This window comes from Flavobacterium sp. EDS (assembly GCF_020991525.1).
GTDB lineage: Bacteria > Bacteroidota > Bacteroidia > Flavobacteriales > Flavobacteriaceae > Flavobacterium.
In genome coordinates this window covers 356,282-379,314 of the sequence record NZ_JAJMOZ010000004.1, presented here as the reverse complement: position 1 = coordinate 379,314, position 23,033 = coordinate 356,282, and the positions used below count along the sequence as shown (strand labels likewise).

Below are 23,033 nucleotides of genomic sequence, written 5' to 3'. Positions count from 1 at the left end.
TTCTTATTTACCAATTTCACCTAAATGTGTGTACTTAAAACCTGTTTCATACTTTAATCCATAACCAAAAATTCGGTCCATCGAAGCATGAGAAAATAAAATAACTCCAACAAGTTGTAGTGCTTCTAACTTTAAATAGCAACCTAAAATATAAACAAAAACAGCAATTCCTCTATGATGAAATACATTATATAAAAAAGCACCAACTTTAGCATTAATTGCATAACCAAGCATGGAGAAATCGGGTGCTAATATCCAAACCAGAAACCACCACCACTGATAATCTAATTGACCATACAAATATATTCCGAGAACAAATAGACCTAACTCTTCTAGTTTTATAACTGTTTTCATAATACTACTTTTTCCATCATTTTCTCTGGGCTTTTTAATGCAGTAAATCCAAACTTGTTATATAAGAAATGAGCATCTGTAGTTGCTAATCTCCATATTTTAACATCTTTTAATGCTGGCTCATTTATCATTCTTTCAATTAGAATTGACGAATAACCTTTACCCCGATGTTCTTCGGTAATAAAAACATCCATTACATAAGCAAAAACCACATAATCGGTAATTACGCGGGCAAAGCCAATTTGTTTATTATCCAGAAAAATTCCAAAACAAAACGAATGATCAATCGTAATCTGAACTTCTTCCATGGTACGGCCTGCAGCCTAATAAATATCTTTTAAGAAATGCTGAATAAACGGAACATCTAATTTATTCGTATCAGTGCTGACTGTAATCATATTTTATACAAAATTGGTTTGCTTGGGCTTGCGTCATTTTCAAACGAAGCTATCTGCAAATTCAGTATATACCTCCCATCTTTTATTTCGTCATCAACATAAATCATTTCGGTAATTGTAGCATTTAATCTTGCATCAGCATTAAGCTTATTTACATCTTTTACATTCCAAAACCCTTTATGTGCCAAAAGTTTTCCTTCATCATGCTCTTTATCTACACTTGGTAAATCAATTAGCAAATGCTGAATTCCGCTTTCGCGAATAAAGATCGCAGCCTCTTCCGACAAATAAGGCGGATTTGTATTTGAATATTTTGCAGTTTTTTTAGTTTTTTGATTTGGAAACGTTCTGATAATTATTGCTTCGATTGTCACACCGATCGGATCCCGATAGCTATCGGGAGAGGTGCTCATGGCTTTTCGAACTTGCTCTTTAGTAATAACAAGATCTTCGCCTTGAAGTTCTGGTTCAATCGAAATCAATTCCGCCAAAAAGAAAAATGTTTTTAGAGAATCATTAATACTATAAAATTCTCGTGTAATATGCCCCAAGCATTCGGTGTGTGTACCATGCCCATGCGGATTAAAGAAAATATTATTAAAGTTGGTAGATGATTTCCCTTCTGAAACTTTTCCTATCCAATCACCAAAAACCACTGGTTCAATTACTGGCTTTTCGATATACCAAGCAATCGGGTTTTCATCTGTATTTGTAAGCGGAATCGAAATATCGATAGGTTTTGATAAGTCGATTTCGAATTCATTATTGATTTTTGCTTTCATATTCTTAAGCATATGTTTTTTTAACCGCAAAGAGCGCAAAGAAAATAAACCTAGCGAACTTTGTGGTTGAACTTATCATTCAAATTTAATCAATGCTTCGGGATTTGCAATATTTGTTGGATTACTATTGATATAATTAATTACATTCTCAAAAGCTTTCTCAAAATAGAGTTCGTAGCTATTTTTCTCAACATAACCTATGTGAGGTGTACAAACAACATTTGACATATTTAGCAATTCAAAATCTACATCATAAATAGGCTCTTCTTCGTAAACATCTATTCCTGCAAATCCAGGTTTTCCTTTTTTAAGTGACTTTAATAAGGCTCCTTTTTCTATTAATTCGGCTCTTGCAGTATTTATTAAGGCTGCGTTTGGTTTCATCAAATCTAAATCGGCTTCTTTTACAATCTCGAAGGTACTTTCATTAAGTCTAAGATGTAATGTGATAATATCACTTTGGGAGAAGAATTCTTCTTTAGAATCTGCTTTCTGATATCCATCAGCAACAGCCTGATTTCTTGAATTTTCACTTCCCCAAACTAAAACCGTTGCTCCAAATACATTTGCATATTTAGCTATTTGTTGGCCTATTTTTCCATAACCCCAAATACCTATTGTTTTGCCTCGAATAGTAGAACCAATATTAGTTTGCCATTTTCCTTCTTTCATTCCCTGAATAGCTTGAGGAATCTGACGAACTGTATTCATGATTAATGCCCACGCAAGTTCAGATGGAGCTACAGGCGAACCAATTCCCTCAGCAACAGCAACGTTATATTTTGTACAAGCAGCAATATCAAGGTGATTGGATTTTTTTCCTGTTTGGCTAATCAATTTCAATTTAGGTAATCTGGAAAGCAGGTCGGCTGAAATTTCTGTTCTTTCCCTAATTAAAACAATAATTTCGGAGTCTTTTAATAACTCGGCTAACTTTAAATTGTCTTTCTCGGTATGATTCAAAATAGTAACATCCAATCCTTTCAACATTTTGAAAGATTCTAGTTTTGTAACCGCATTTTGGTAATCATCTAATATGGTAATTCTCATCATCTTATTATTTTACCGCAAGGTTCGCAAAGATTTTTGCGCAAAGGACGCAAATGTTTCTCTTGGAGATTGTTGTGGTTAATTGTTAATTCCTTTTAATAATATTAATTACAGATTATTTACAACTCTTCGGATTCCATTTTTTATTAAAACAACATTAAAGTTTATTAGTAAACCTAATTTACAATTTGTCAATTTTAAATAAGTCAATAGCTGTGCAAAATGAATATCATTTAAGGCATCTACCGATTTTATTTCCAAAATTAATTTATTTTCTACTATAATATCCAGACGATAGCCAATATCTAACTTCACTTCCTCATAAATTAAAGGTAATGCTTTTTGTTTTTCAACTACTAAACCTGTTTTTTTTCAATTCATAAAACAAACACTCTTCATAAGCACTTTCTAAAAGCCCAGAGCCCAATGATTGATGTACTTTTAATGCACAATCAAATACAATTTCAGATAATTCATTCTCAGTCATAAGTTTTTATTTAAACGAAAAAAGCGTAAAATTTTACACAAAATTCGTAATATTAGAAGATGTAAATCTAATATTTAAACATAAAAAAATAAAACTATTCTTACATTAAAGTAAATTAACACTATTAACTAAAACTTTGCGCCCTTTGCGTATCCCGATAGCTATCGGGACTGCGAACCTTGCGGTTATCCCCCTCTTAATCTTAATTTAAATAAAATAAATCTGACGCAATCCCATCAGTCAGGAATTTTCCTTTTGCGGTTGGTCTTAAAATATTATTCTCGATATAAACCAATTCATCATTTAGAAACTTCTCTGCTTGTTTTTTTAGATAAACTAGATAATCTGTTCCAAATTCTTTCTCGATTCTATCTAATGAAACTCCCCAAATGGTTCGCAATCCAGTCATAATATATTCATTATAACGGTCTGAAACCGAAAGAACTTCTACTTCATTTGGCAATTTATTATCCTGAATTGATTTAAGATAAAGAGAATTATTCGAGATGTTCCAACTTCTGGAAACACCATCATAACTATGTGCCGAAGGCCCGACTCCAATATATTTTTTCCCCAACCAATATGCCGAATTATTTTTAGAAAAGTAATTCTCTTTTCCGAAATTTGATAATTCGTAATGAATAAAACCTTTTGCTTCAAGGGTTTCTACCAAAATCATAAAATGAGCCGAAGCCACTTCATCATTTGGTTTAGCAACTTTTCCTGTTTGTATTAGTTTACTCAAAGCTGTTTTGGGTTCTACCGTCAATGCATAACTCGAAATATGTGGGATTCCGAAACTCAATGCTGTTTCGATATTATCTTTCCATTTTTCGTTGCTCATTCCTGGAACGCCGTATATCAAATCCAAAGAAATATTATCGAAGTATTTAGTTGCTTCTTCCAGACATTTCTTGGCTTCCTCTGAATTATGAGCACGATTCATCATCTTTAAATCATCTTCAAAAAAAGACTGAATTCCAATACTCAAGCGGTTTATGGGACTTTTTGATAACTCAAAAATTCGTTCTGCAGATAAATCATCTGGGTTTGCTTCGAGTGTAATTTCAGGATTATCAACAACATTATAATTCTTATAAACTTCTGAAATTAAAAAGTTTATTTCGTCATTTGTCAATACCGAAGGAGTTCCGCCACCAAAGTAAATAGTTTCAATTTGATTGTCATTTCGAGCTGAATCGGGAAATTCAAGCTCATTTTTCCGCATAGCAATTTCTTTGGCAATAGCCAAAACCATGTCTTCTTTCTTCTTCATTGAAGTCGAAAAATGAAAGTCGCAATAATTACAAGCCTGCTTGCAGAACGGTATGTGAATATATATTCCTGACATAATTTTTAATTAGAGAATTTGTCAATTAGATAATGAGATAATTCTTGTTTATGAGAGCATTTTAATTTCATAAATAACATACTGATTTAAATTATTTTAAAATCGATACATTACCTAATTATCTAATTGACTCATCTTCTAATTAGCTCATTTCTTAACTCGTTCTTCATTTTGTTTTACAAATGCATCCCAACCTGTGTAACTCTTTGTTCCGATTACTTTTCCTGAGTTGAAAAAATGACAAACGGCAGCTGCCAAACCATCGGTACTATCTAAGTTTTTAGGTAATTCTTTTAATCCTAAAAGCTGTTGAAGCATTTTGGCAACTTGTTCTTTACTAGCATTTCCGTTTCCGGTAATTGCCATTTTTATTTTTTTAGGCTCATATTCTGTTATCGGAATATCTCTCGAAAGTCCTGCTGCCATTGCAACTCCTTGAGCTCTTCCTAACTTAAGCATCGATTGAACGTTTTTACCAAAGAAAGGTGCTTCAATTGCAATTTCATCCGGATTATGCGTTTCGATTAATTCGATGGTACGTTCAAAAATGATTTTTAGTTTCTGATAATGATTGTCATATTTGGACAATTGCAATTCGTTGAGTTGCAAAAATTCCATTTTTTTATTGACAATTTTTATCAATCCAAAACCCATAATAGTTGTTCCTGGGTCGATTCCTAATATGATGCGTTCTTTTGTCATTATTTTTTAATTCAAATAAGAGAATTTATTTTCAACTTCAGCTTTAGAAAGATTCTCTTTAATTATTTGATTTTTATTGTTTACTATCGAATATTTACCCTTTTGCAAAACATAAAATTCAGTTTCTTTCTTTTTTGAGAAGAAGCTTAAATCTGTATAAATTTTTTCATAAACAAAAGGAATTACTGTTTTGTTTTTAATGGTTACTACACCATATTTACCACTTTTAGATAGAATAATTGTGTTGTCGTTGTGGTAAAATAAACTGTCGTAAATAATTGGAATAACTATTTTTTCTTCTTTGGTAATCAGACCTTTCTTATTGTTTTTTGTTACAAAATGATAGTTAGAACCCGGACCATATTCGACCCAATTTGACATTTCACTATACTCAAATGGAATAATAATTCTTCCCATTTTATCAATAACACCATATTTATCATATTGCTTTGCGATAAATCTATTAGTATCATAATGACAAGGTGATAAATCTTGATAATCAAATTTTAATACTATTCTCAAGTTCTTATCAAGTATTCCTGCTTTTTGATTTTTATTAATAATGAAGTAATCTATATCTTTCCATGTATATATATTGTCATTATCAATAGGATAAACAATCTTGTTATTAGAACCAATTATACCAAATTTTCCTTTGTATTTAACAATAGTATTATTATCTCCGTGAAAATCCTGAATCTCATCGTAAATACACGGAATCAATGTATTTCCAGCGTCATCAATTACACCATAAGAACCACTTAAACTTTTAATCTGGTAAATCTTTTTATATTTATTCCCTAACTTACAGCCATCAAAATGAAATTCTTTTATTTGATCTGATACTTTGTTTCCTTTTTCATCAAATAATACAAAATAGTTGTTTTTTCGTCCTGCAAAAATATCAGAGTCGTTATAATATTCTGTTGGATGTTCTATTGTATCATACTCTGTTTTAATAATTTCCTTACCAAATTCATTTATAATTCCGTAATGATTTTTTTTAGATACAATAGCTAATTTGTTTTGATTGAATCTCTCTCCAGAATCATATTTTCCGAAAGGAACTAATTCTTTTAAATTTTTATCCAAATATCCTATTCTTCCATTTTTCCTAACCAAAATCAACCCATTTTTCCAAAAAGTGTTTCCTTCTTTGGCGTTTAATTTTATTTTGGATGTGGTGATTTCATCATATATAAAATCTGTTTTTTGTTTTCCAGTGTAATCAAAAAAAGCCCATTTCCCTTTTTTCTCCAAAGTAACTAAACTGTCAAATGTAGTCTCATCAGCATTTTGATAAATTATCTGAATTATTTCTTTTCCTTTTTTATTGATAAAACCATAAAGATTATTTTTCTTGACCAGTGCTAATCCTGTTTTTTGGAAATGACTTTCATTATCAAATTGAATAGGAATTATAATTTTTCCTCTTCTATTAACGTATCCAAATTTCTTATTTTTTTCCACTAAAGCCAATTCTTGTGAAAAAAGACCTATATCATCATATTCAAAAGGAATAATTATGTTTTCATGAATATCAATATAACCATGTTTATTTTTTAATTCAGCCAATATCATCCCTTTATCATCAATTGGATTTAAGAATTTATATTTTCCTAACGGAATGATAGCGTTTCCCTTTTCATCGTTGTATCCCCAAGAATTCTCTCCCATAATTCTAACATACATTTTAGGTTGAGTTGTAATATCAACTTTATTACATGAATTAAATAGAAGTAATAATAGAAATAATTTAAGGGGTAATTTTATCATATTTTGAGACGTAAAATAGTCGATTTTAATCATTGAAACGAATATCATTCATTTTCAAATTTTCAAATTGCCACATTTTCAAATTGATTACTTTTGCAGCATGATTTCAATTCCTCACAAAGCTAAACAATTCCTTGTTCTTGTAGTCAAACTTTTGATTGTAGGTGGCGCATTTTACTTTATTTATAATCAACTGGCGCAAAATGACAAACTCGACTGGCAAAAGTTTATCGTTTTGTTCAAAAAGAACCAATCGGTTTCGGGGATTGCATTCATTTTATTGTTCAGCGTTTTAAATCGGTATTTCGAAATCTTAAAATGGCAAAATCTTGCTCAGGTTATCCATAAAATATCAGTTTCTGAAGCTACAAAACAAGTTCTTGGCGCTCTAACGGCTGGACTTTTTACACCAAACGGTATTGGAGAATATGCTGGAAAAGCATTGTTTTTTGATAAAAAAGACACTAAAAAAGTGGTGTTTTTAAACCTAATCTGCAACGGAATACAAATGGTACTAACTGTTATATTTGGCATTTTTGGTTTGATGTATTTTAACTCTAAGTACAATGTGATTACGCCAACAACGGTTCTATTACTTTTTGGAGCTCTTATAGTTTTATTCCTAGTGGTTTTTGTATTAAAGAAAATCACTATCAAAGGATATTCTATCGAGAAACTAATTCATAAGATTAACGAAATTCCAAAATCAATTCATCAGAAAAACATCTTTTTAGGAATTTGTCGTTACCTTGTTTTTTCACATCAATATTATTTTCTGTTTCTCGCTTTTGATGTCGACTTGCCTTACATAACACTAATAGCAACAATCTCTTCTGTTTATTTCTTAGCTTCATCATTACCTACTTTTCAGTTTTTAGATTTTGCTGTAAAAGGAAGTGTTGCCGTTTATTTCTTCGGAATTCTTGGTGTAAACGAATGGATTGTGATTTTTATATCTACTCTGATGTGGTTCTTAAATGTAGTTTTACCTGTGGTTATTGGTAGTTATTATGTTTTAAATTTTAAAACCAAAACTACTAAATAATGACAATTCTATATGCTATCATATTTCTCTATTGTCTTGTTATTGCTTCGCTTAGTTATGGTTTCACCAAAATTAAAAAATATCAATCTAGCGAATTACCTCCTAAAACCCCTTTTACGATTGTAGTTCCTTTTAGAAACGAAGTAGAAAATCTACCCATTCTATTAAAGAGTATTTCAGCATTAAATTACCCAATAGAATTCTTCGAAGTAATTTTAGTTGATGATGATTCTGAAGAATCGTTTTGTATTCTCTCTCAGAAATTTAATATTCAAATCATGAAAAACATTCGTGTTTCGAATTCTCCTAAAAAAGATGCGATCACAACAGCAATGCAACATGCCACGAATGAATGGATTATTACAACCGATGCTGATTGTATTGTTCCTAAAAACTGGTTACAAACTCTAGATAATTACATTCAGCTTCATGATGTTTCGATGATTGCTGGAGCAGTGACATATGAATGCGATAAATCTTTTTTGCATCATTTTCAGCAATTGGATTTAACGAGCTTACAAGGCGCAACAATTGGAAGCTTTGGTCTAAATAACGGTTTTATGTGCAATGGCGCTAATTTCGCCTATACCAAATCATTATTTCAAAAACTAAATGGATTTGATGGAAATAATAAAATTGCCAGCGGAGATGATGTTTTTTTATTACAAAAAGCAATTGCATCATTTCCTAAGCAGGTACATTATTTAAAATCAGAGACTAATATCATAATTACAAAACCTACTTCTGATTGGAGAAGCTTATTTCATCAACGAATTCGTTGGGCGGCTAAAACTGGTTCCTATCAAAGTATGTTTGGAAAATCATTAGGCATTATTGTTTTCTTTGCTAATTTGAGTTTGGTCATAACCTGGATTTCATTCTTGACTTTACAGATAAACTACACTAATCTATTAAGCATTCTAATCCTGAAATTTATTCTGGACTCAGTATTACTTTACCAAACCAATTCTTTTTTGACTAATAAGCAAATGCGGTATTTTATTCTATCAAACTTATGGTATCCTTTTTTTAGTACTAGTGTCGCCATATATAGCCTATTAGGAAGTTATGAATGGAAAGGAAGGCAGTTCTCTAAATAATATTCTGATGAAAATGACTCTAGCCCTGATGGTAGTGGCATCCTTTTTATGGCTTTTTTTGCCATAATAAAGATATAGCGGACAGCAGGAATAGCTTCAAAAATTAACCCATACAACTCTTACAAAGGTTGTGATAGGAATTTTTTAAATACTTTTTCTGTCCCTAAAAATTAATCCTGTAAGAGTTAGTGCCAAAAATAGTGAAGAAATTACACTTACAACTATGCTTCCTATTTGTTTAAATGTCATTCCAAATGCAAAGCGTACACTCAAAATTATTATCGAAAAACCTATTACTGAGAGCCAATATTTCAGGCTGATTTTATTAGATTCTTCATTTTTTATAGGCAATTTATAAATATAAAAAAGGATTAATACCATCCCTACTAAAGAACTTAAATGCTGTGCAATTTTATAAACAGGAATTGAATGTAACTCTCCTCCCAAAAAAGATATTCTTTGTACAAAATATCCATTTATATGTGTAAATGAGTCCCAAAATATATGAGAAAGAATACCTAGTATAAATGAGACAATAACAATCCCGATATTAGACTTAAAGTAATTTAACCAGTTACTTTCTTTAAGAACAAATAGTCTTTCTTTAAAAAAATCAGGTAGATTATCTATTAATGGTCTTTTTATTATTTGATGAAATAGGAATGCTACTAAAACGCCTAAAGGAATATCTACGATAAACACACCTAAAAGAGTATGTCCGATATCGCCTTGCATTTTCATTCTAAAAAAATATTCTAAATCGGGAGACATTGAACCAATTATCAATCCTGTTGCTGAGAGTTTTTTATTCTTTAAAAATGGCAGAACAATAGCTGGATGCGAAAAAGTAAATGGCACTACTTATTCTACTTTTAGAATTACTGGTAATATAAATTGAGTTTTTACAGGAATTCCGCGTTTAATGGCTGGATTAACTTTAGGAAAATCAACTAAACGTGCACGCAAAATACTATCGATCTTTACGGTATCATAAGCCACTGAATCTTTTGGAAATTGTGGTTCGAATTTCATTGTAGCATTTGGGAAAATTGTCACTTTTACTTCAATAGTGTCCAGTTCCGGATAAAGAATTGCAAGTGTATCGCTGCTTAGTTTTTGTTGAATGAGCTGTGTCATTATCTCGAAAAAACACTGCTGGCGTTGCTTTTTATTTTCAATTTTCTCACACTCAACCACCGATGGAAACTCATCGACTTCTTTCCAATTAATTGACTTTAGTTCTTTTTGCAATAATTCTTTTTCAGAAGGCACCTGCTTCTCAAAGTATTGACAAGAGTTAAACAAAAATATTACTAATAAAAAAGAAAATTGCTTCAAGGGTTTTATTTTGAATTGAACTATAATTTATAAAAATACAACTATTTTTTTTGAGAAGCTTTGAATAACAAATAATCCTCATAACTTTCTGAAAGCCATTGTTCTTTGTTTTTTGCTGCTACTTCTTTTTGAGCAGGATACAGACTTGATAATCGATCTGAAAAAGTGGCAATCTGAACTGTATAATTATAAAACTGTGTTTTAGTTAAAATAACATCAGGGTTGCTTTTATCTTTAAAGAAATCAAAAAAAAGTGCATCAAAATCCTTCATTGAAAAATTTAATACTTTTTTCTTATTACTTTTATAAATGCTATCCTGTAGTAGTCGATCGTCTATTGAAAGTTTATTAGTTTGCGCATATGTAGTTGTATTGATTAAAAAAATCAAGAAACAAAACAACATTAATTGCAAAATTCTAGGCATAGATGAATTTACTAAAAGCTTGTATGCGCAAAATTACAAAAAAATTATATGGATTCACTATTATTGTTACTCGGTTTTATATGTATGATTATTGGCATTTTAGGTAGTTTTCTACCTGTTTTGCCTGGAATAAGTTTGAGTTGGCTGGGCTTATTGCTACTTTATTTAACAAAAACTGTCTCAATGAATTATTGGGTTTTAGGAATTACGCTGACAATCACAATTATCATTTCTATTTTGAATTACATCATACCTGCCAAAGGTACCAAGAGATTTGGAGGAAGCTCTTACGGTATTTGGGGAACTAATATTGGTTTAGTTGTAGGGATCTTTGCTCCGATTCCTTTTGGATTCATTATCGGCCCATTTGTAGGTGCCTTTATTGGAGAATTACTATACGATTACAAAGATCATAATCGCGCCTTAAAAGCAGCTACGGGTTCATTTATTGGCTTCTTAGCTTCGAGTTTTATAAACTTTATGCTTTGTATTATATTCTTTGGTTTGTTCCTTACAGTTGTATGGCAAAATCGTGTTGGATTATTTTAAATTTAAAAACTATTCCAAACCCTATTTTTAAACACATCAAATGTTTGTTTTAGATGCTGATTAATCCCTAAAAGAACCACTACAATTAATAATCCGTATCCAACAGCAGTAAAAATCTCCATATTAGATAACAAAATAGATTGCTTGGTTACTGAACCTAAAATTTGTTTCATCGCCAGAAGATTAGCTTCGTCGGGATTAAAACCTTTACTCACAAAACTTTGTGTTGTTTGTGCAATCCTATTTTGTGTTTCAGGATTTTCGGGTGCTATAAACTGAGTTAGCTTTGTAAAATGTGATTTCTGGAAAAACTTCTCCGCATTTTGCATGATACAAAAACCTATCGTGCTTCCCCAAAAACGGCCAGAAACTCCTATTGCTCCAGAATATGGCGCTAAGCCTGTAGGAACCGACGACATTGTAAACAAAACCAACGGTACAAATAAAACTCCAACTGCAACTCCCTGTAAAACATATGGAATTGCCATTGCCGATAAGGAGATATCAGGTACAAAAAGAAACGTAAACCACAAATGAAATACAGCTAGAATAAAGAATCCAAGCATAAAAATATATTTGGACGCGACAGTTTTTGCTAAAAAAACAGCTGCCAAGACCATTCCAATTATATTCCCTAACACATTCAGAAACTGAATATGCGCTACCCGTGATGGCTCCCAATTCCAGACACTAAACATCGTGCTATGACAAATATTAAGTGTTGCTCTACCTATATAAAAAAGAAAAAACAACAAGAAACCAATTCGTAGATTGGCATATCTAAAAACATTTAAATCAAAACAAGGTCGTTTTACATGCAACTGTCTAAAAATAAATAAGCCAGTCGAGATTAGTGATGCAATTAATGCAAATCGGATTTCGAAAGATTCAAACCAATATTTTTTCTCTGCATAGACAAAGAAATATGCTCCGCATAATATAGCTATCAGTAATAAAACAAAGCTCGTCCAGTCTATCTGATACAACGGGATTTTTCGATGAAGACGGCTATCATTAAAAGTTATCATTATCAGTAAAACACAAATAATCTGAAACAATGCTGAACCGTACGCCATATATTTCCAATCATAATTCTCCAAAAGCCAAACAGCAATATTCATTATAAAAGGCGACGACAATAACAATGCACCATAATTGAACGTGAATCCAATTATAATCGCATTTTTAGATTTAAATCGGGTGATTAATAATTGCCTCAACGGAACACCTGGTAATGCCATCAAAAAACCCTCTGCCATTCTTATCATAATAAACAACGAAAAGTTCTTGACATAAGCCGACAACATTATAGTAAAAGCAACCAAACAAAATACTGCAATTAAGTATTTTTTTGTTGGAAAAAATTTAGAGAATCGACTCTCTATTAATATTGTAGCAAGCAAAGTTCCATAAGTTACACACATCGAAAATTGTAAATCCTCTGGCTCGATATCTAAAAAACTGGATGCATAAGTAACATTCGAAGAGTAAACTCCCAACAAAATCATAGAATGTAACATGCAAAAAAACAAGATTACAATGATTGCCCAATTTGGAACCCATGACTTAAAAACGCTTGTATTATCTAACATTATGTTATTTGTGTTCTGCTACAACAGTTATATTCATTCCGGCACGAAGGAAGTCAGCTTGTTCACTTGTGTCTTTTAACTTTATTCTCACTGGGATTCTTTGCTCTATCTTTATAAAGTTTCCTGTGGCATTATCTGGAGGCAATAATGAAAATCGTGCACCACTTGCAGGCGATAGCGAAGATATTATCCCTACGAATTCTTTATCATTAAGCGCATCTGCGTGAATTTCAACTTCCTGACCAATGGTTAAAAACTGCACTTGAGTTTCTTTAAAGTTTGCTGTAATCCATTTTTCTTTACTAACCATCGATAATAAAGTCTGCCCTTCTTTTATCATCTGCCCTGGCTGAATTGTTTTTTTAGCAACCCATCCATCATAAGGAGCAGTAATTACGGTGTACGAAAGAAACAAAGCCGCATTATCTGCCAAAGCTTGTTTAGACTGAATTACTGTTTGCGCAGTCGGAACATTTGCCGCGGCTTGAGATGTGTTTAAAGTTGATGTTTCGATTCGGTTATTCATTTCTTGATAATGAGCCTGTGCCGATTCGTAATCTGCTTTCACTTTCTCTAGTTGTTGCTCTGTTGCAGCTTCTTCTTTTACTAAAGCTTTATATCGTTGGTATTCTAATTGTGTTTTCCAAAGATTTGTTTTGGATGCAGCCAATTGAGACTTCCCAATTGTAGTTGCGCTTGCAGTTGCTGCCACATTTTTTTCGACAACAAGACTATTTTTTTTGGCACTTTCTACATCTGCCAAAGCCACATCTAATCTTGATTTATATTCACGATTATCAATAACCAACAGCGTATCTCCCTTATGAACAAATTGGTTTTCTTCATAACGAACCTCTTGAACATAACCCGTAATTCTAGACATAATAGGCGTAACATATTGCTCAACCTGAGCATCATTAGTTTCTTCGTGGTTTTTATTAAAAACATAAAACCAAATTCCCAAAACGATTCCGCTTAAAACCAGCACGCATGCAATAACAGTTATCAATGTATGAAACGACTTATTAGCTCTTGTTTCATTTTTAATCTTTACCATAAAATTTTATTCTCTTTTTAAAATTTAATTATTTAATAATCCTGCTGTATGAAGCAATTCATAATGTTTCATCTCAGCATCAATTCTGGTCGCGATTTTATTAAATTTTGCCTGCAACAAAGCATTGTCTGCATCAACCATTTCGGTTATTAAAACCAATTGATTCAGGTATTTTAACTTCACAATGCGATAATTCTCGGTCGCTAATTCTAATGCTTTATCGACAACTTTAATCTTCTCAGTAATTTCCTGATATTGAGTATGATTTCTAAATAATTCATCCTGAACTTTATTCTTTACAATTTCCGATTGCGTTTTCTGCCATTCCACCTTCGAATTTGCAATATGTACTTTGGTCTTATTTTTATACAATCCCGACAAACTGAATGTTGCTTCAATTCCTACCTGCCCTAAACTATACAAATATGGATTTGGTGGAAAAAACATATAATTAGGATATTTAAAATTATAATCTCCAAAAAAGTTTATTGTCGGATAGTAATTCCCTTTTGCTAATTTTAGTTCCGTCTTCTTGATTTCAATTTCTTGATGTGCAATTCGCATCTCTTCATTTTGAAGCGTATTGTTTAAATAGAAACTATAATTATCCAACTTGGCATTCTCATTTAAACTGGTAGTTGTGTCGATAGCAATTTCTTGCTCTTCTGGCAACTGAAGAATTGTTTTTAACTCGTGAAGTGCAATTTTGATGTTTTTCGAATTTGTCAAAGCATTTAATTCACGATCCGAAAGCTGAAGTTCGGCTCTTAAGACTTCATTTTTTGTAATTGTCCCGTGGTTTTTCAAAGACTGAACTTCTTTTAGTCGACTTTGCTCCTCTTTAATATTCTCTTCTATAATTTTTTGAAGCTCCATCATTTTCTGAATCCCCAAATAAGTAGCAATTACTTCTAGCTGAATATCGCTTTCCGTTTTTTCGCTTTTTACCAAAGCTATTTTACTTTCCTGATTGGCAATTTCTATAGCATTGTTTATTTTATTCCCTGCATACAAAGGCACTTTAATAGTGGTACCCACATTATACATTTCAGGAATAGTATGCGTTACTTCTTTATCTTTTAAAAACCCACCTTTAAACTCTGTTAAGTTTGTAACACGAGAATAAGAAGTATTAAAATCTATTTCTGGCAAACGAAGTTCTTTGGTTTCTTTTATATTCTCTTTAGAAATATCTACCTCAATACGAGATTTAAGAATATTTTTGTTGTTTTCTTTTGCAATTTTTATTGCTTGTTGTAATGAAATCGGATTGCTCTCCTGCGCTTGTAGTGCAGTTACTCCTTGAAAAATAAGGATTAAAACCAAATTTTTAGAGAAATAACGTAATGTCGAAAACCTTTTTTTAAGGAACATGAATGTAGTGTGATTTATTCACTGCAAAGTTCTTTCATTTTATAATTGCCTGATAATTCTAAAAAGTCAATAACATATTCATTTCGGACAAATTTTAACAATTGAAAATCAGCTAAATCGAAGGAAATCGTTATAGTTAAGTGAATTAAACACATTATAACAAAGAAAAATTTGATGAACTATCTAATGAAGATTATAAACAAAAAAGCTAATTCAGAGCAAAACCAGCATGCTTCCTATGTTATACTTCCCATTTTATAATTAATTAAAATTATGCTCTCGCAGATTCAGCAGATTCAGCAGATTTAGCAGATAAAAAAATGATAAATTATTTAGAAATATAAAATTCGCATTAAAAAGAACAAACAAAATCCTTTTATAGACTCAAAAAAAATCTGCCGAATCTGCTAAATCTGCGTGAAAACATTTTACTCGTACAGATTTCGTTGAAAAAATTAACATCAAATAAGTAAATTACCTTTTACAACTTCCCTTTTCTTAAAATATTTTCTCCTTTAAGATAGTCTGAAGGTCGTTGTCCCAAAATTTTAAAAAATGTGTTGCTAAATGTAGGCACACTTGTGTAGCCTACTTCTTCTGCGACTTCTTTTACTGATAATCTTCTGTCGAGCAACAATTCAATTGCTTTCAATATTCTTCTAATAGTATAATATTGAATAAAAGACATTCCTAGATCTTTCTGAAACAAACGGTATAAAGATTTCTCACTATACCCAAATTGATGAGCTACCTCAGCAAATAGAATTGTCTCTCCTAGATTGTTTTCGATATACCGCAAAATTTTACCTAAACGAGGATCTTTTGGCAAAGGTAACTCTAAAGGCAAATTGGTTAAACAAATCTGAGGCAATATCGCTTTGATAGCTTTTGCAATCGCAAAATTTGGAGTTCCTTTTTTAAGATCACCATTCCACTGATTGGTAAAAAGCATCATTTGAAGCAATAAATTATTAACGGGATAGATACCTTCATTTTGATAGAAAGGGTCTTCTTCTTTTTCTACAGGAAAATAGAGGTTCCGCATCATCACATTTTCAGTCTTTGGATGAATACTATGTTCAATTCCACTAGGAATCCATATAAAATGCCGTGCAGGTAAGAAATAAGTCTTAGTTTCTGTTGTTACAAAAACCACATCCCCTTCTGCATAAAGAAATTGCGCCTTAGTGTGTTTATGGGTAGGAACAAACAATTCCCCCATCAAATCATGATGACAGTAAATACTCTTTTTATCAGCATCAACTTTTTTAATGTAATACTGGTCTAATTTATGTTTTGACTGCTCCATTGAAGTAAGTGAATATCAGCGACTATATTGTGATATATAAATATAATGAAGAAAATTTAAAAGAAGCGAAAGGTATTAAAATAAAAAAGCCTTTCCGTTAAGAAAGGCTTTCCCCAATATTGCGGTCTGGACGGGACTCGAACCCGCGACCCCATGCGTGACAGGCATGTATTCTAACCAACTGAACTACCAAACCTACTGCGTTTATTGTGGTGCAAAACTACAACAGAAGTTCTGATTCTACAAGCTTTTTCATGTTTTTTAAACAAAAAAAAACATTATTTTTTTAATGCATTGATTTCTATTAAAATAGAAAAACGAAAAAAGCTACAACTTCAAACAATTCTAACCAGAATGAGTAATCTAAGAAGAGTTAAACTCTTTTATACTTATAATTGGAATAAACTTATCGGATAAAAAATTAGAATTTAAGGTTTATACGAAAATTTACCGCAAAGTGCATAAAGTTAAAAAACGCAAAGGTTCGCAAAGCTATTGATTGAACTTTACAAACCTTTATGTATCCCGATAGCTATCGGGACTGCAGTCTTTGCCACTAATTCTTTTTCCACACAAACACTCATCCATCTTAACCAAAAAATCCACAAAACTTAATAAATCAAGCTTTGTGGACTTTGCGTATCCCGATAACTATCGGGACTGCGCCCTTTACGTTTAATTTTCAGGTTAGACACCTAAACCAAAATGGGCTTAAATCAAAAAAGCCATCCACAAAAGTGGAAAGCTTTTCATTGGTCTAACTACTAAACCCGGTCAGCTTACAAGGCCGACCAAACAACACAACTAATCTTAGATACCGTATTTGGGCAAAAAAGCCTTTCTATAAAGAAAGGCTTTTCCCAATATTGCGGTCTGGACGGGACTCGAACCCGCGACCCCATGCGTGACAGGCATGTATTCTAACCAACTGAACTACCAAACCTCTGCGTTATTGCGGTTGCAAAGATAGTATAGAATTTCGTTTCTGCAAGCCTTTTTGTAAATTATTTTAAATTATTTTTCGTCTTATTAGCCAAAGTTTTGTTTTTCAACCAAATAAGTAGTTAATATTTTTTCAAAATTTTCACCTACTGCAACAGGAACGTACTTAATTCGGTTTTGCGCACAGGTTAAAGCCAATCTTTTGAAATAGCTTTCTACCTCTTTTTCATATTCCACTTTCACATTATCTGCAAAAACAGCTACTTCCTCACCAGTTTCCAGATCTATAAATTTACGTGGCGCATTATCAAAGTCAAATTTAACCTCTGTTTCCTTATCTATCACATGAAACAAAACCACTTTATGCTTATTATGTTTAAGATGCTGTAGTGCATTAAACAACAGCTCTTCATTTTCTGACTGAAACATATCCGTAAAAAGAATAATCATCGAACGTCGATGGATTTTCTCTGCTATCTGATGCAAGTAGGTAATCGTATCTGTTTTTTTACTCGTCTTAGGTTTCTCCAGAAGCTCTTCTAATTTATTAAGTAGCATTCTATGATGGCGATCACTTCCCTTTTCAGGCGCATAATACTCATAACTATCTGAAAACACACTCAAGCCTACTGCATCTCGTTGTTTCTTTAAGATATTCATCAAAACTGCGGATGCTAAAACAGAAAAGCCTATTTTATTTTCATAAAAAGATTGACCTGAATTTAAATCCGGGTAATGCATCGATGCCGAGTTATCTATAATTAAATGACAACGCAAATTGGTTTCTTCTTCAAATCGCTTTGCATACAATCGATCTGTCTTAGCAAACAGTTTCCAATCGATATGCTTTGTACTTTCGCCAACATTATACACCTTATGCTCTGCAAATTCCGCTGAAAAACCATGAAACGGACTTTTATGCATCCCCGAAATAAAACCTTCCACAACTTGGTTAGCCAACATCTCAAGATGCTGAAAACTAGAAATCTTCTCTATTTGCGATTCAATCTTCATTCGGTTTATTTTTTTATTTTTTGAGCACGGTACAAGTCATCCGTGGCTTGCAATAACTTTCTCTTTAATATTGGGCTAAAGCTAGGATTTTCTTTCAAGAATGTTTCTACTACATCATAAGCATACCTTGACGAATATCTTCCAACTGTACCATTAAGCCAATCTTTCGGAAAAAATATATCTCCTGTACGCTGAATTTCCGTGACTAAATCCAAACAAAAACGAAGATGCTTTTTAGCACTTTCCTGACGTAACGGATGATGAATATTTGCTAAAGCCGACGAAACCCAAGTTTCTTTTTCTCTATTTTTATCCTCCTTTAAAGACAACATAAATGCATCCCTAACAGAATCATCTTTTGACAGGGAGGGAAGTAAAAACTCAAATCTCTTTTGCTTATCTGGATTACTAATAGCTAACTTTGCTTTACTTAGAATTTCATCTGCTTTTTGATGTTTAAATATAGCCAAATTCATAGCTATACCTGTATAATCATCTTCATTTAATTTTAAATTAGTGATAACATCTTCTTTATTCCATATTCGGTATAATTTTTCTTTTCCTGAATCTGAATAAGCAATAGAACTAAACAATCCAAATAGCGTCTTTTTGATGTTTTTTGGCAAATCCAATTGCAAGCGCTGATAAACAACCTCTTCAAGTTGTTCCTGACCAGTATTTTGCTCTTTTTCTGTTAGAAATTTCCAGAAAATAGTATTCAACTGATTTGACAAAATCTTAATAACTAATTCATTTTGTTCTACTTTAACTCCTTCAAGACAAGATTCAAATACTTTTTCAGGCACAACAACACCTGCTAACATATTCTCATAAAGATTAATATAGCTATATGCTCTCGCTACCTCATCTTTTATTACTGAAATATAATCTAAACTATTTACATCTACTGGAAAAACACCATATCCAAAACCATTATAATTATATATAATTGTAGTCGGCTTAGACAAGCCTAAAACATTTTCTACTTTGGTCACTCTATCCTTCACCGAAACCTTAATCACCTTAACTCCATCAGGATACACTAATCCGATATCAAATTTTTGCGGCCAAAGATTCTTAGATTTATCTTCCGCCTGTTGCTCAATTTCAAAATTCTTTATATTGTTTTTAGAATCATATTCGATATGACTAGTTAGAATTGGTCTTCCTGATTTATTAACCCATACATCACTCCATTTTTTCATATCTAATGGAGTTTCTGCATCCAGAATTTCAACTAAATCCTCCCAGTTTGCATTATCATTTGCATACTTCTGAATATATTTCTGAATACCTTTTCTAAACGCCTCCTCACCCATTGAAGCCTCTAACTGACGCATCATAATTGGCGCTTTGTTATAAATAATGCTCCCATAAAGCGATCCTGCATTTTTAAGATTTCCCAATTTTTGTTTGATCGGATGCGTTCCTGCAGATCGATCTTCTGCATAGGCACTAGGATAATGAGCCGTTAAAAACTGCAAACCATGATTTACTTTTGGAAAAATTGGATTCATAATTTTATCTGCCATGAAATTTGCAAAAACCTCTTTCATCCAAACATCATCAAACCACTTCATAGTTACCAAATCACCAAACCACATATGAGCCGTTTCATGAGCAATCAATTTAGCTCGATTTAGCTTTTCACTATCAGTAGCACTATTATCCAAAAACAAAGATGATTCTCTATATTGTATAGCCCCTACATGTTCCATTCCTCCATATTGAAACACAGGAATTGAAGCAAAGTCTAATTTTTGAAACGGAAACAAGTACTGCGTATAGTTCTCCAAAAAATTCAAAGACTGCTGATGCAAATTAAAGATTGTATCTGTACTTGCTTTTATCTTATCAGGATTATTCTCCCTATACAGCATTGTCATTTGTCTATTGCCACTCGGATTTTCGCTAACACGTTTAAACTCTCCAGCTACAAACGAAAACAAATAAGTACTCATTTTATCCGACTTTCCAAACTTATAAGTAACTATATCTCCACCTTCGATTTTCTCTTTTACTGAGCCACCTGCCAAAACTGCCCAATCTTTTGGAACAGTAAGAGTAAGCACATAAACTGCCTTAATATCGGGTTGATCAAAACAAGGAAACAATGTACTAGCTCTGTCTGGCACTAATAATGTATAAAGAAAATCATCATTCCTATTCAATGACAAATCCCCTGCTATAAAAGCAATTTCAATTTTATTATCACCCAATACCAAATTCTTTTCAGAAATAGCAATATGCTCCTTCTCATGTATAAGAGCTATATTTTTACCGTTTACAAGAATTGCCTTTAAATTTTGTGATTTCTCATTAAAATCCAAATACAACGGTCTACTTAAATCAGACAATTTAAACTCCACAACAAGATTTGAAACAATTTCTTTTGCCTTTTTATCAGGAATTACAAATGATAAATTATAAGACACGTTAGCAATTTGTTGTTTTCTAAAAATTGCTAATTCCTCCGAAACTCCTCTTTCTAATAAAAAATCATTCTTTTTTAGAGATTGAGACCAACAAGAACCAGACAAAACAAAGAAACCAAGGAGGCAATAAATAATTTTCATTTTAAAATAGGTATTCATATTCGTTAAAAATAAAAAAAGGTTTGACTTTCGCCAAACCTTTTCTATATAAATTAATAATCCGAATCGATTACAATAATGCGTCTAAACTATCTGCGTAAGTTTGTTTCGGAGCAACTCCTACTTGTTTACCTACTACTTCACCGTTATGAAAAACCAAAACAGTTGGAATATTACGTACACCGTATTTTGCAGCAAATTCTTGATTTGCATCTACGTCTACTTTTCCTACTACTACTTTTCCAGCATATTCATTGCTTAACTCATCAATGATTGGACCAACCATTCTACAAGGTCCACACCATGCTGCCCAAAAGTCAACCATAACTGGTTTATCTGATTTCAAAACTACTTCTTCAAAAGTAGCGTCTGTTATTGCTAAAGCCATTTTCTTTTTTGTTTAAAGTTTAACCCTCAGACATCTCTTCGGGGGACAATTTTTAATGAGTTTCGAACTCGAGTACAAATTTAGAAATTTAAAATCAATTCCCCTCAATTTATAAATTAGTTTTCATTATAAACGCATTGCAAATATTTATACTTCCTTTCATTTATGACAGTTTTCGAAGCCCTCTTCCTGCTATTCACTATATCTTTTACAGCTTAAAGAAAGCTGTAAAAGGATGTCGTTTCTATCAGGGCTAACCAAATCTTAGTAAAATCTTCTTTTTTCAAACAAATACAAATAAAAAAAAGGACATTCTTTCGAATATCCTCTTTTCTAAAAACTAAAAAAGTAAAAAATATTATAGGCTATATTTAAGACCTAAAGTTAAGCCCAATCCACTAATACCAACATAAGAACTTAGCTCGTCCATTGGTTTATTCGGATCAACTCCATTAGGATTTGTCAACTTATTATTAGAAGTTGTATTTAAAGAATTTCCGTAATTAGTATGAATCTGCGCAGTACTTCTTTTTGCCAAAGCATCTTGACCATTTATTGTAAACTCCGTAGTTTCTTTTGTTTTTCCATGTACTGTAAAGTTACGATACTCTAATTCCGCAAAAATAGAAATATTTTTACCTAATTTATACGATGTACCTAAAGCCGCAACAAAACCAACAGTTGGATTTGGTTTTACTTTATCCACACTATGAACATCTCCAAAAGCAGTCGGAGCACCATTCGAAGCAAAAGCAATTGGAGCAAAAGCATCGGTAGTTATTTCTAAATCTCCATGAATTGGCACCAAAATACCAACTTTTGTATACGGCTCAAAACCTTTGTGTTCTCCTAAAAACAATACTAAAGCAGGCGCTAAATCAAACGCAGTGATTTGTCCTACTGATTTAAAGCTATACACACCTGCTGGCGTAATAGGTACATCAGATCTTGTTTGTGCCATTGTCTTATCATTACTAGTATAATAATTAACACCCAACTCAACTCCTAAACGAGCATTAAATCTATACCCAGCTGTAATACCTGTTCTAAAACCTTCACCAAAAGAGCCTGTAACACTTTCTTCCGAAACTAATTTCCCTCCTACGTACGTTCTATCCAAAGGAAGATTACCTCCTACAGTTGGAAATTCAGTTGCAGCAGTTTGCAAGAAATAAGATCCGCCTAATTTAAAATACCAGCTTTCCGGTTTTTCTGCTTTTTCAGTTTGAGCTACCATTGTCATAGAACAAACCATCATTCCTAATAAAAAAAGACTCTTTTTCATAATTTTTTTCTTAAATAATTTATACAGTGTAAAATATTTTAACAGAATGTTCTCTTTTGCTCTGGGGCAATTGGAGCGCAATCGTTGTAATTAGCAACAATGATACTAAAAAATTAGTATG

At 32.2% G+C, this 23,033-nt stretch carries 21 protein-coding genes, 2 tRNA genes and 1 pseudogene; 3 read left to right on the top strand and 21 right to left on the bottom strand.

The features are described from left to right. Positions 1–3 precede the first annotated feature (3 nt). The 8 genes and pseudogenes from LPB87_RS08885 to LPB87_RS08850 form a co-directional block, all read right to left on the bottom strand. Positions 4–354, bottom strand: coding sequence for a DUF4260 domain-containing protein (locus LPB87_RS08885; RefSeq protein WP_230605822.1), 351 nt, complete (start codon positions 352–354; stop codon positions 4–6). Beyond that, positions 351–662 (bottom strand): GNAT family N-acetyltransferase, encoded by a 312-nt coding sequence (locus LPB87_RS08880; protein WP_347349402.1) that lies wholly within the window; start codon positions 660–662, stop codon positions 351–353. Before LPB87_RS08880 ends, LPB87_RS08885 begins: the two co-directional genes overlap by 4 nt. 86 nt (positions 663–748) lie before the next feature. Continuing rightward, on the bottom strand, positions 749–1,534 hold the full coding sequence (locus LPB87_RS08875; RefSeq protein WP_230605820.1) for a cyclase family protein: 786 nt from the start codon (positions 1,532–1,534) through the stop codon (positions 749–751). Between the two features lie 75 nt (positions 1,535–1,609). After that, a complete protein-coding gene (locus tag LPB87_RS08870) occupies positions 1,610–2,587 on the bottom strand; it encodes a D-2-hydroxyacid dehydrogenase family protein (RefSeq protein WP_230605816.1) in 978 nt (325 codons plus the stop codon). A gap of 105 nt (positions 2,588–2,692) precedes the next feature. Then, positions 2,693–3,071, bottom strand: a pseudogene (locus LPB87_RS08865) (GxxExxY protein). A gap of 202 nt (positions 3,072–3,273) precedes the next feature. After that, positions 3,274–4,422 carry a radical SAM family heme chaperone HemW gene (gene hemW / locus LPB87_RS08860; RefSeq protein WP_230605813.1) on the bottom strand — a complete coding sequence of 383 codons (1,149 nt, stop codon included), beginning with the start codon at positions 4,420–4,422 and terminating at the stop codon, positions 3,274–3,276. 147 nt (positions 4,423–4,569) lie between these two features. Further along, positions 4,570–5,124, bottom strand: a complete 555-nt coding sequence (gene ruvC, locus LPB87_RS08855; RefSeq protein ID WP_129540026.1) for a crossover junction endodeoxyribonuclease RuvC — start codon at positions 5,122–5,124, stop codon at positions 4,570–4,572. Positions 5,125–5,130: 6 nt separating this feature from the next. Then, positions 5,131–6,900, bottom strand: coding sequence for a WG repeat-containing protein (locus tag LPB87_RS08850; protein WP_230605810.1), 1,770 nt, complete (start codon positions 6,898–6,900; stop codon positions 5,131–5,133). A gap of 100 nt (positions 6,901–7,000) precedes the next feature. Between LPB87_RS08850 and LPB87_RS08845 the strand changes: the two genes are divergently transcribed. After that, on the top strand, positions 7,001–7,945 hold the full coding sequence (locus LPB87_RS08845; protein WP_230605808.1) for a flippase-like domain-containing protein: 945 nt from the start codon (positions 7,001–7,003) through the stop codon (positions 7,943–7,945). Then, entirely contained in the window at positions 7,945–9,045 is a 1,101-nt protein-coding gene (locus LPB87_RS08840; RefSeq protein ID WP_255673138.1) for a glycosyltransferase, read from the top strand. The genes LPB87_RS08845 and LPB87_RS08840 overlap by 1 nt, the downstream gene beginning before the upstream one ends. Positions 9,046–9,189: 144 nt before the next feature. On the opposite strand, the gene LPB87_RS08835 is transcribed toward LPB87_RS08840, so the two are convergent. The 3 genes from LPB87_RS08835 to LPB87_RS08825 are packed head-to-tail and all read right to left on the bottom strand — an operon-like array spanning position 9,190 to position 10,808. Beyond that, positions 9,190–9,903: a DUF4184 family protein gene (locus LPB87_RS08835; protein WP_230605806.1), complete on the bottom strand. Its 714-nt coding sequence runs from the start codon at positions 9,901–9,903 to the stop codon at positions 9,190–9,192. Positions 9,904–9,906: 3 nt separating this feature from the next. Next, entirely contained in the window at positions 9,907–10,383 is a 477-nt protein-coding gene (locus LPB87_RS08830; protein WP_129540029.1) for a hypothetical protein, read from the bottom strand. 41 nt (positions 10,384–10,424) lie between these two features. Continuing rightward, entirely contained in the window at positions 10,425–10,808 is a 384-nt protein-coding gene (locus LPB87_RS08825) for a hypothetical protein (protein ID WP_230605804.1), read from the bottom strand. Positions 10,809–10,856: 48 nt separating this feature from the next. On the opposite strand from LPB87_RS08825, the gene LPB87_RS08820 reads away from it, so the two are divergent. Beyond that, a complete protein-coding gene (locus tag LPB87_RS08820) occupies positions 10,857–11,357 on the top strand; it encodes a DUF456 domain-containing protein (RefSeq protein ID WP_230605801.1) in 501 nt (166 codons plus the stop codon). 2 nt (positions 11,358–11,359) lie between these two features. Here LPB87_RS08820 and LPB87_RS08815 read toward each other — a convergent pair whose 3' ends face one another. From LPB87_RS08815 to LPB87_RS08770, 10 genes are all read right to left on the bottom strand, one after another. Then, complete coding sequence (locus tag LPB87_RS08815; RefSeq protein WP_230605798.1) at positions 11,360–12,949, bottom strand: MFS transporter; 1,590 nt, start codon at positions 12,947–12,949, stop codon at positions 11,360–11,362. 4 nt (positions 12,950–12,953) lie between these two features. Next, positions 12,954–14,006 (bottom strand): HlyD family secretion protein, encoded by a 1,053-nt coding sequence (locus LPB87_RS08810; protein ID WP_230605795.1) that lies wholly within the window; start codon positions 14,004–14,006, stop codon positions 12,954–12,956. A gap of 24 nt (positions 14,007–14,030) precedes the next feature. After that, positions 14,031–15,380 (bottom strand): TolC family protein, encoded by a 1,350-nt coding sequence (locus tag LPB87_RS08805; protein ID WP_230605793.1) that lies wholly within the window; start codon positions 15,378–15,380, stop codon positions 14,031–14,033. A 481-nt stretch (positions 15,381–15,861) separates the two neighbouring features. After that, on the bottom strand, positions 15,862–16,689 hold the full coding sequence (locus tag LPB87_RS08800) for an AraC family transcriptional regulator (protein WP_230605791.1): 828 nt from the start codon (positions 16,687–16,689) through the stop codon (positions 15,862–15,864). Positions 16,690–16,811: 122 nt separating this feature from the next. Then, positions 16,812–16,885: transfer RNA gene (locus LPB87_RS08795), tRNA-Asp, on the bottom strand. A 673-nt stretch (positions 16,886–17,558) separates the two neighbouring features. Further along, positions 17,559–17,632 (bottom strand) — tRNA-Asp (locus tag LPB87_RS08790). A gap of 86 nt (positions 17,633–17,718) precedes the next feature. Beyond that, a complete protein-coding gene (locus LPB87_RS08785) occupies positions 17,719–18,645 on the bottom strand; it encodes a DUF58 domain-containing protein (RefSeq protein ID WP_129540036.1) in 927 nt (308 codons plus the stop codon). A gap of 5 nt (positions 18,646–18,650) precedes the next feature. Then, a complete protein-coding gene (locus LPB87_RS08780) occupies positions 18,651–21,221 on the bottom strand; it encodes a M1 family aminopeptidase (RefSeq protein WP_230605789.1) in 2,571 nt (856 codons plus the stop codon). An 88-nt stretch (positions 21,222–21,309) separates the two neighbouring features. Further along, positions 21,310–21,627, bottom strand: a complete 318-nt coding sequence (gene trxA / locus LPB87_RS08775; protein WP_129540038.1) for a thioredoxin — start codon at positions 21,625–21,627, stop codon at positions 21,310–21,312. Between the two features lie 358 nt (positions 21,628–21,985). Continuing rightward, positions 21,986–22,912 (bottom strand): outer membrane beta-barrel protein, encoded by a 927-nt coding sequence (locus LPB87_RS08770; RefSeq protein ID WP_230605786.1) that lies wholly within the window; start codon positions 22,910–22,912, stop codon positions 21,986–21,988. Positions 22,913–23,033: the final 121 nt, after the last annotated feature.

Coding starts and splice junctions, on each gene's coding strand:
- LPB87_RS08885 (WP_230605822.1), bottom strand. CDS start 354: ATGAAAACAGTTATAAAACTAGAAGAGTTAGGTCTATTTGTTCTCGGA.
- LPB87_RS08880 (WP_347349402.1), bottom strand. CDS start 662: ATGGAAGAAGTTCAGATTACGATTGATCATTCGTTTTGTTTTGGAATT.
- LPB87_RS08875 (WP_230605820.1), bottom strand. CDS start 1,534: ATGAAAGCAAAAATCAATAATGAATTCGAAATCGACTTATCAAAACCT.
- LPB87_RS08870 (WP_230605816.1), bottom strand. CDS start 2,587: ATGATGAGAATTACCATATTAGATGATTACCAAAATGCGGTTACAAAA.
- hemW (WP_230605813.1), bottom strand. CDS start 4,422: ATGTCAGGAATATATATTCACATACCGTTCTGCAAGCAGGCTTGTAAT.
- ruvC (WP_129540026.1), bottom strand. CDS start 5,124: ATGACAAAAGAACGCATCATATTAGGAATCGACCCAGGAACAACTATT.
- LPB87_RS08850 (WP_230605810.1), bottom strand. CDS start 6,900: ATGATAAAATTACCCCTTAAATTATTTCTATTATTACTTCTATTTAAT.
- LPB87_RS08845 (WP_230605808.1), top strand. CDS start 7,001: ATGATTTCAATTCCTCACAAAGCTAAACAATTCCTTGTTCTTGTAGTC.
- LPB87_RS08840 (WP_255673138.1), top strand. CDS start 7,945: ATGACAATTCTATATGCTATCATATTTCTCTATTGTCTTGTTATTGCT.
- LPB87_RS08825 (WP_230605804.1), bottom strand. CDS start 10,808: ATGCCTAGAATTTTGCAATTAATGTTGTTTTGTTTCTTGATTTTTTTA.
- LPB87_RS08820 (WP_230605801.1), top strand. CDS start 10,857: ATGGATTCACTATTATTGTTACTCGGTTTTATATGTATGATTATTGGC.
- LPB87_RS08815 (WP_230605798.1), bottom strand. CDS start 12,949: ATGTTAGATAATACAAGCGTTTTTAAGTCATGGGTTCCAAATTGGGCA.
- LPB87_RS08810 (WP_230605795.1), bottom strand. CDS start 14,006: ATGGTAAAGATTAAAAATGAAACAAGAGCTAATAAGTCGTTTCATACA.
- LPB87_RS08805 (WP_230605793.1), bottom strand. CDS start 15,380: ATGTTCCTTAAAAAAAGGTTTTCGACATTACGTTATTTCTCTAAAAAT.
- LPB87_RS08800 (WP_230605791.1), bottom strand. CDS start 16,689: ATGGAGCAGTCAAAACATAAATTAGACCAGTATTACATTAAAAAAGTT.
- LPB87_RS08785 (WP_129540036.1), bottom strand. CDS start 18,645: ATGAAGATTGAATCGCAAATAGAGAAGATTTCTAGTTTTCAGCATCTT.
- LPB87_RS08780 (WP_230605789.1), bottom strand. CDS start 21,221: ATGAAAATTATTTATTGCCTCCTTGGTTTCTTTGTTTTGTCTGGTTCT.
- trxA (WP_129540038.1), bottom strand. CDS start 21,627: ATGGCTTTAGCAATAACAGACGCTACTTTTGAAGAAGTAGTTTTGAAA.
- LPB87_RS08770 (WP_230605786.1), bottom strand. CDS start 22,912: ATGAAAAAGAGTCTTTTTTTATTAGGAATGATGGTTTGTTCTATGACA.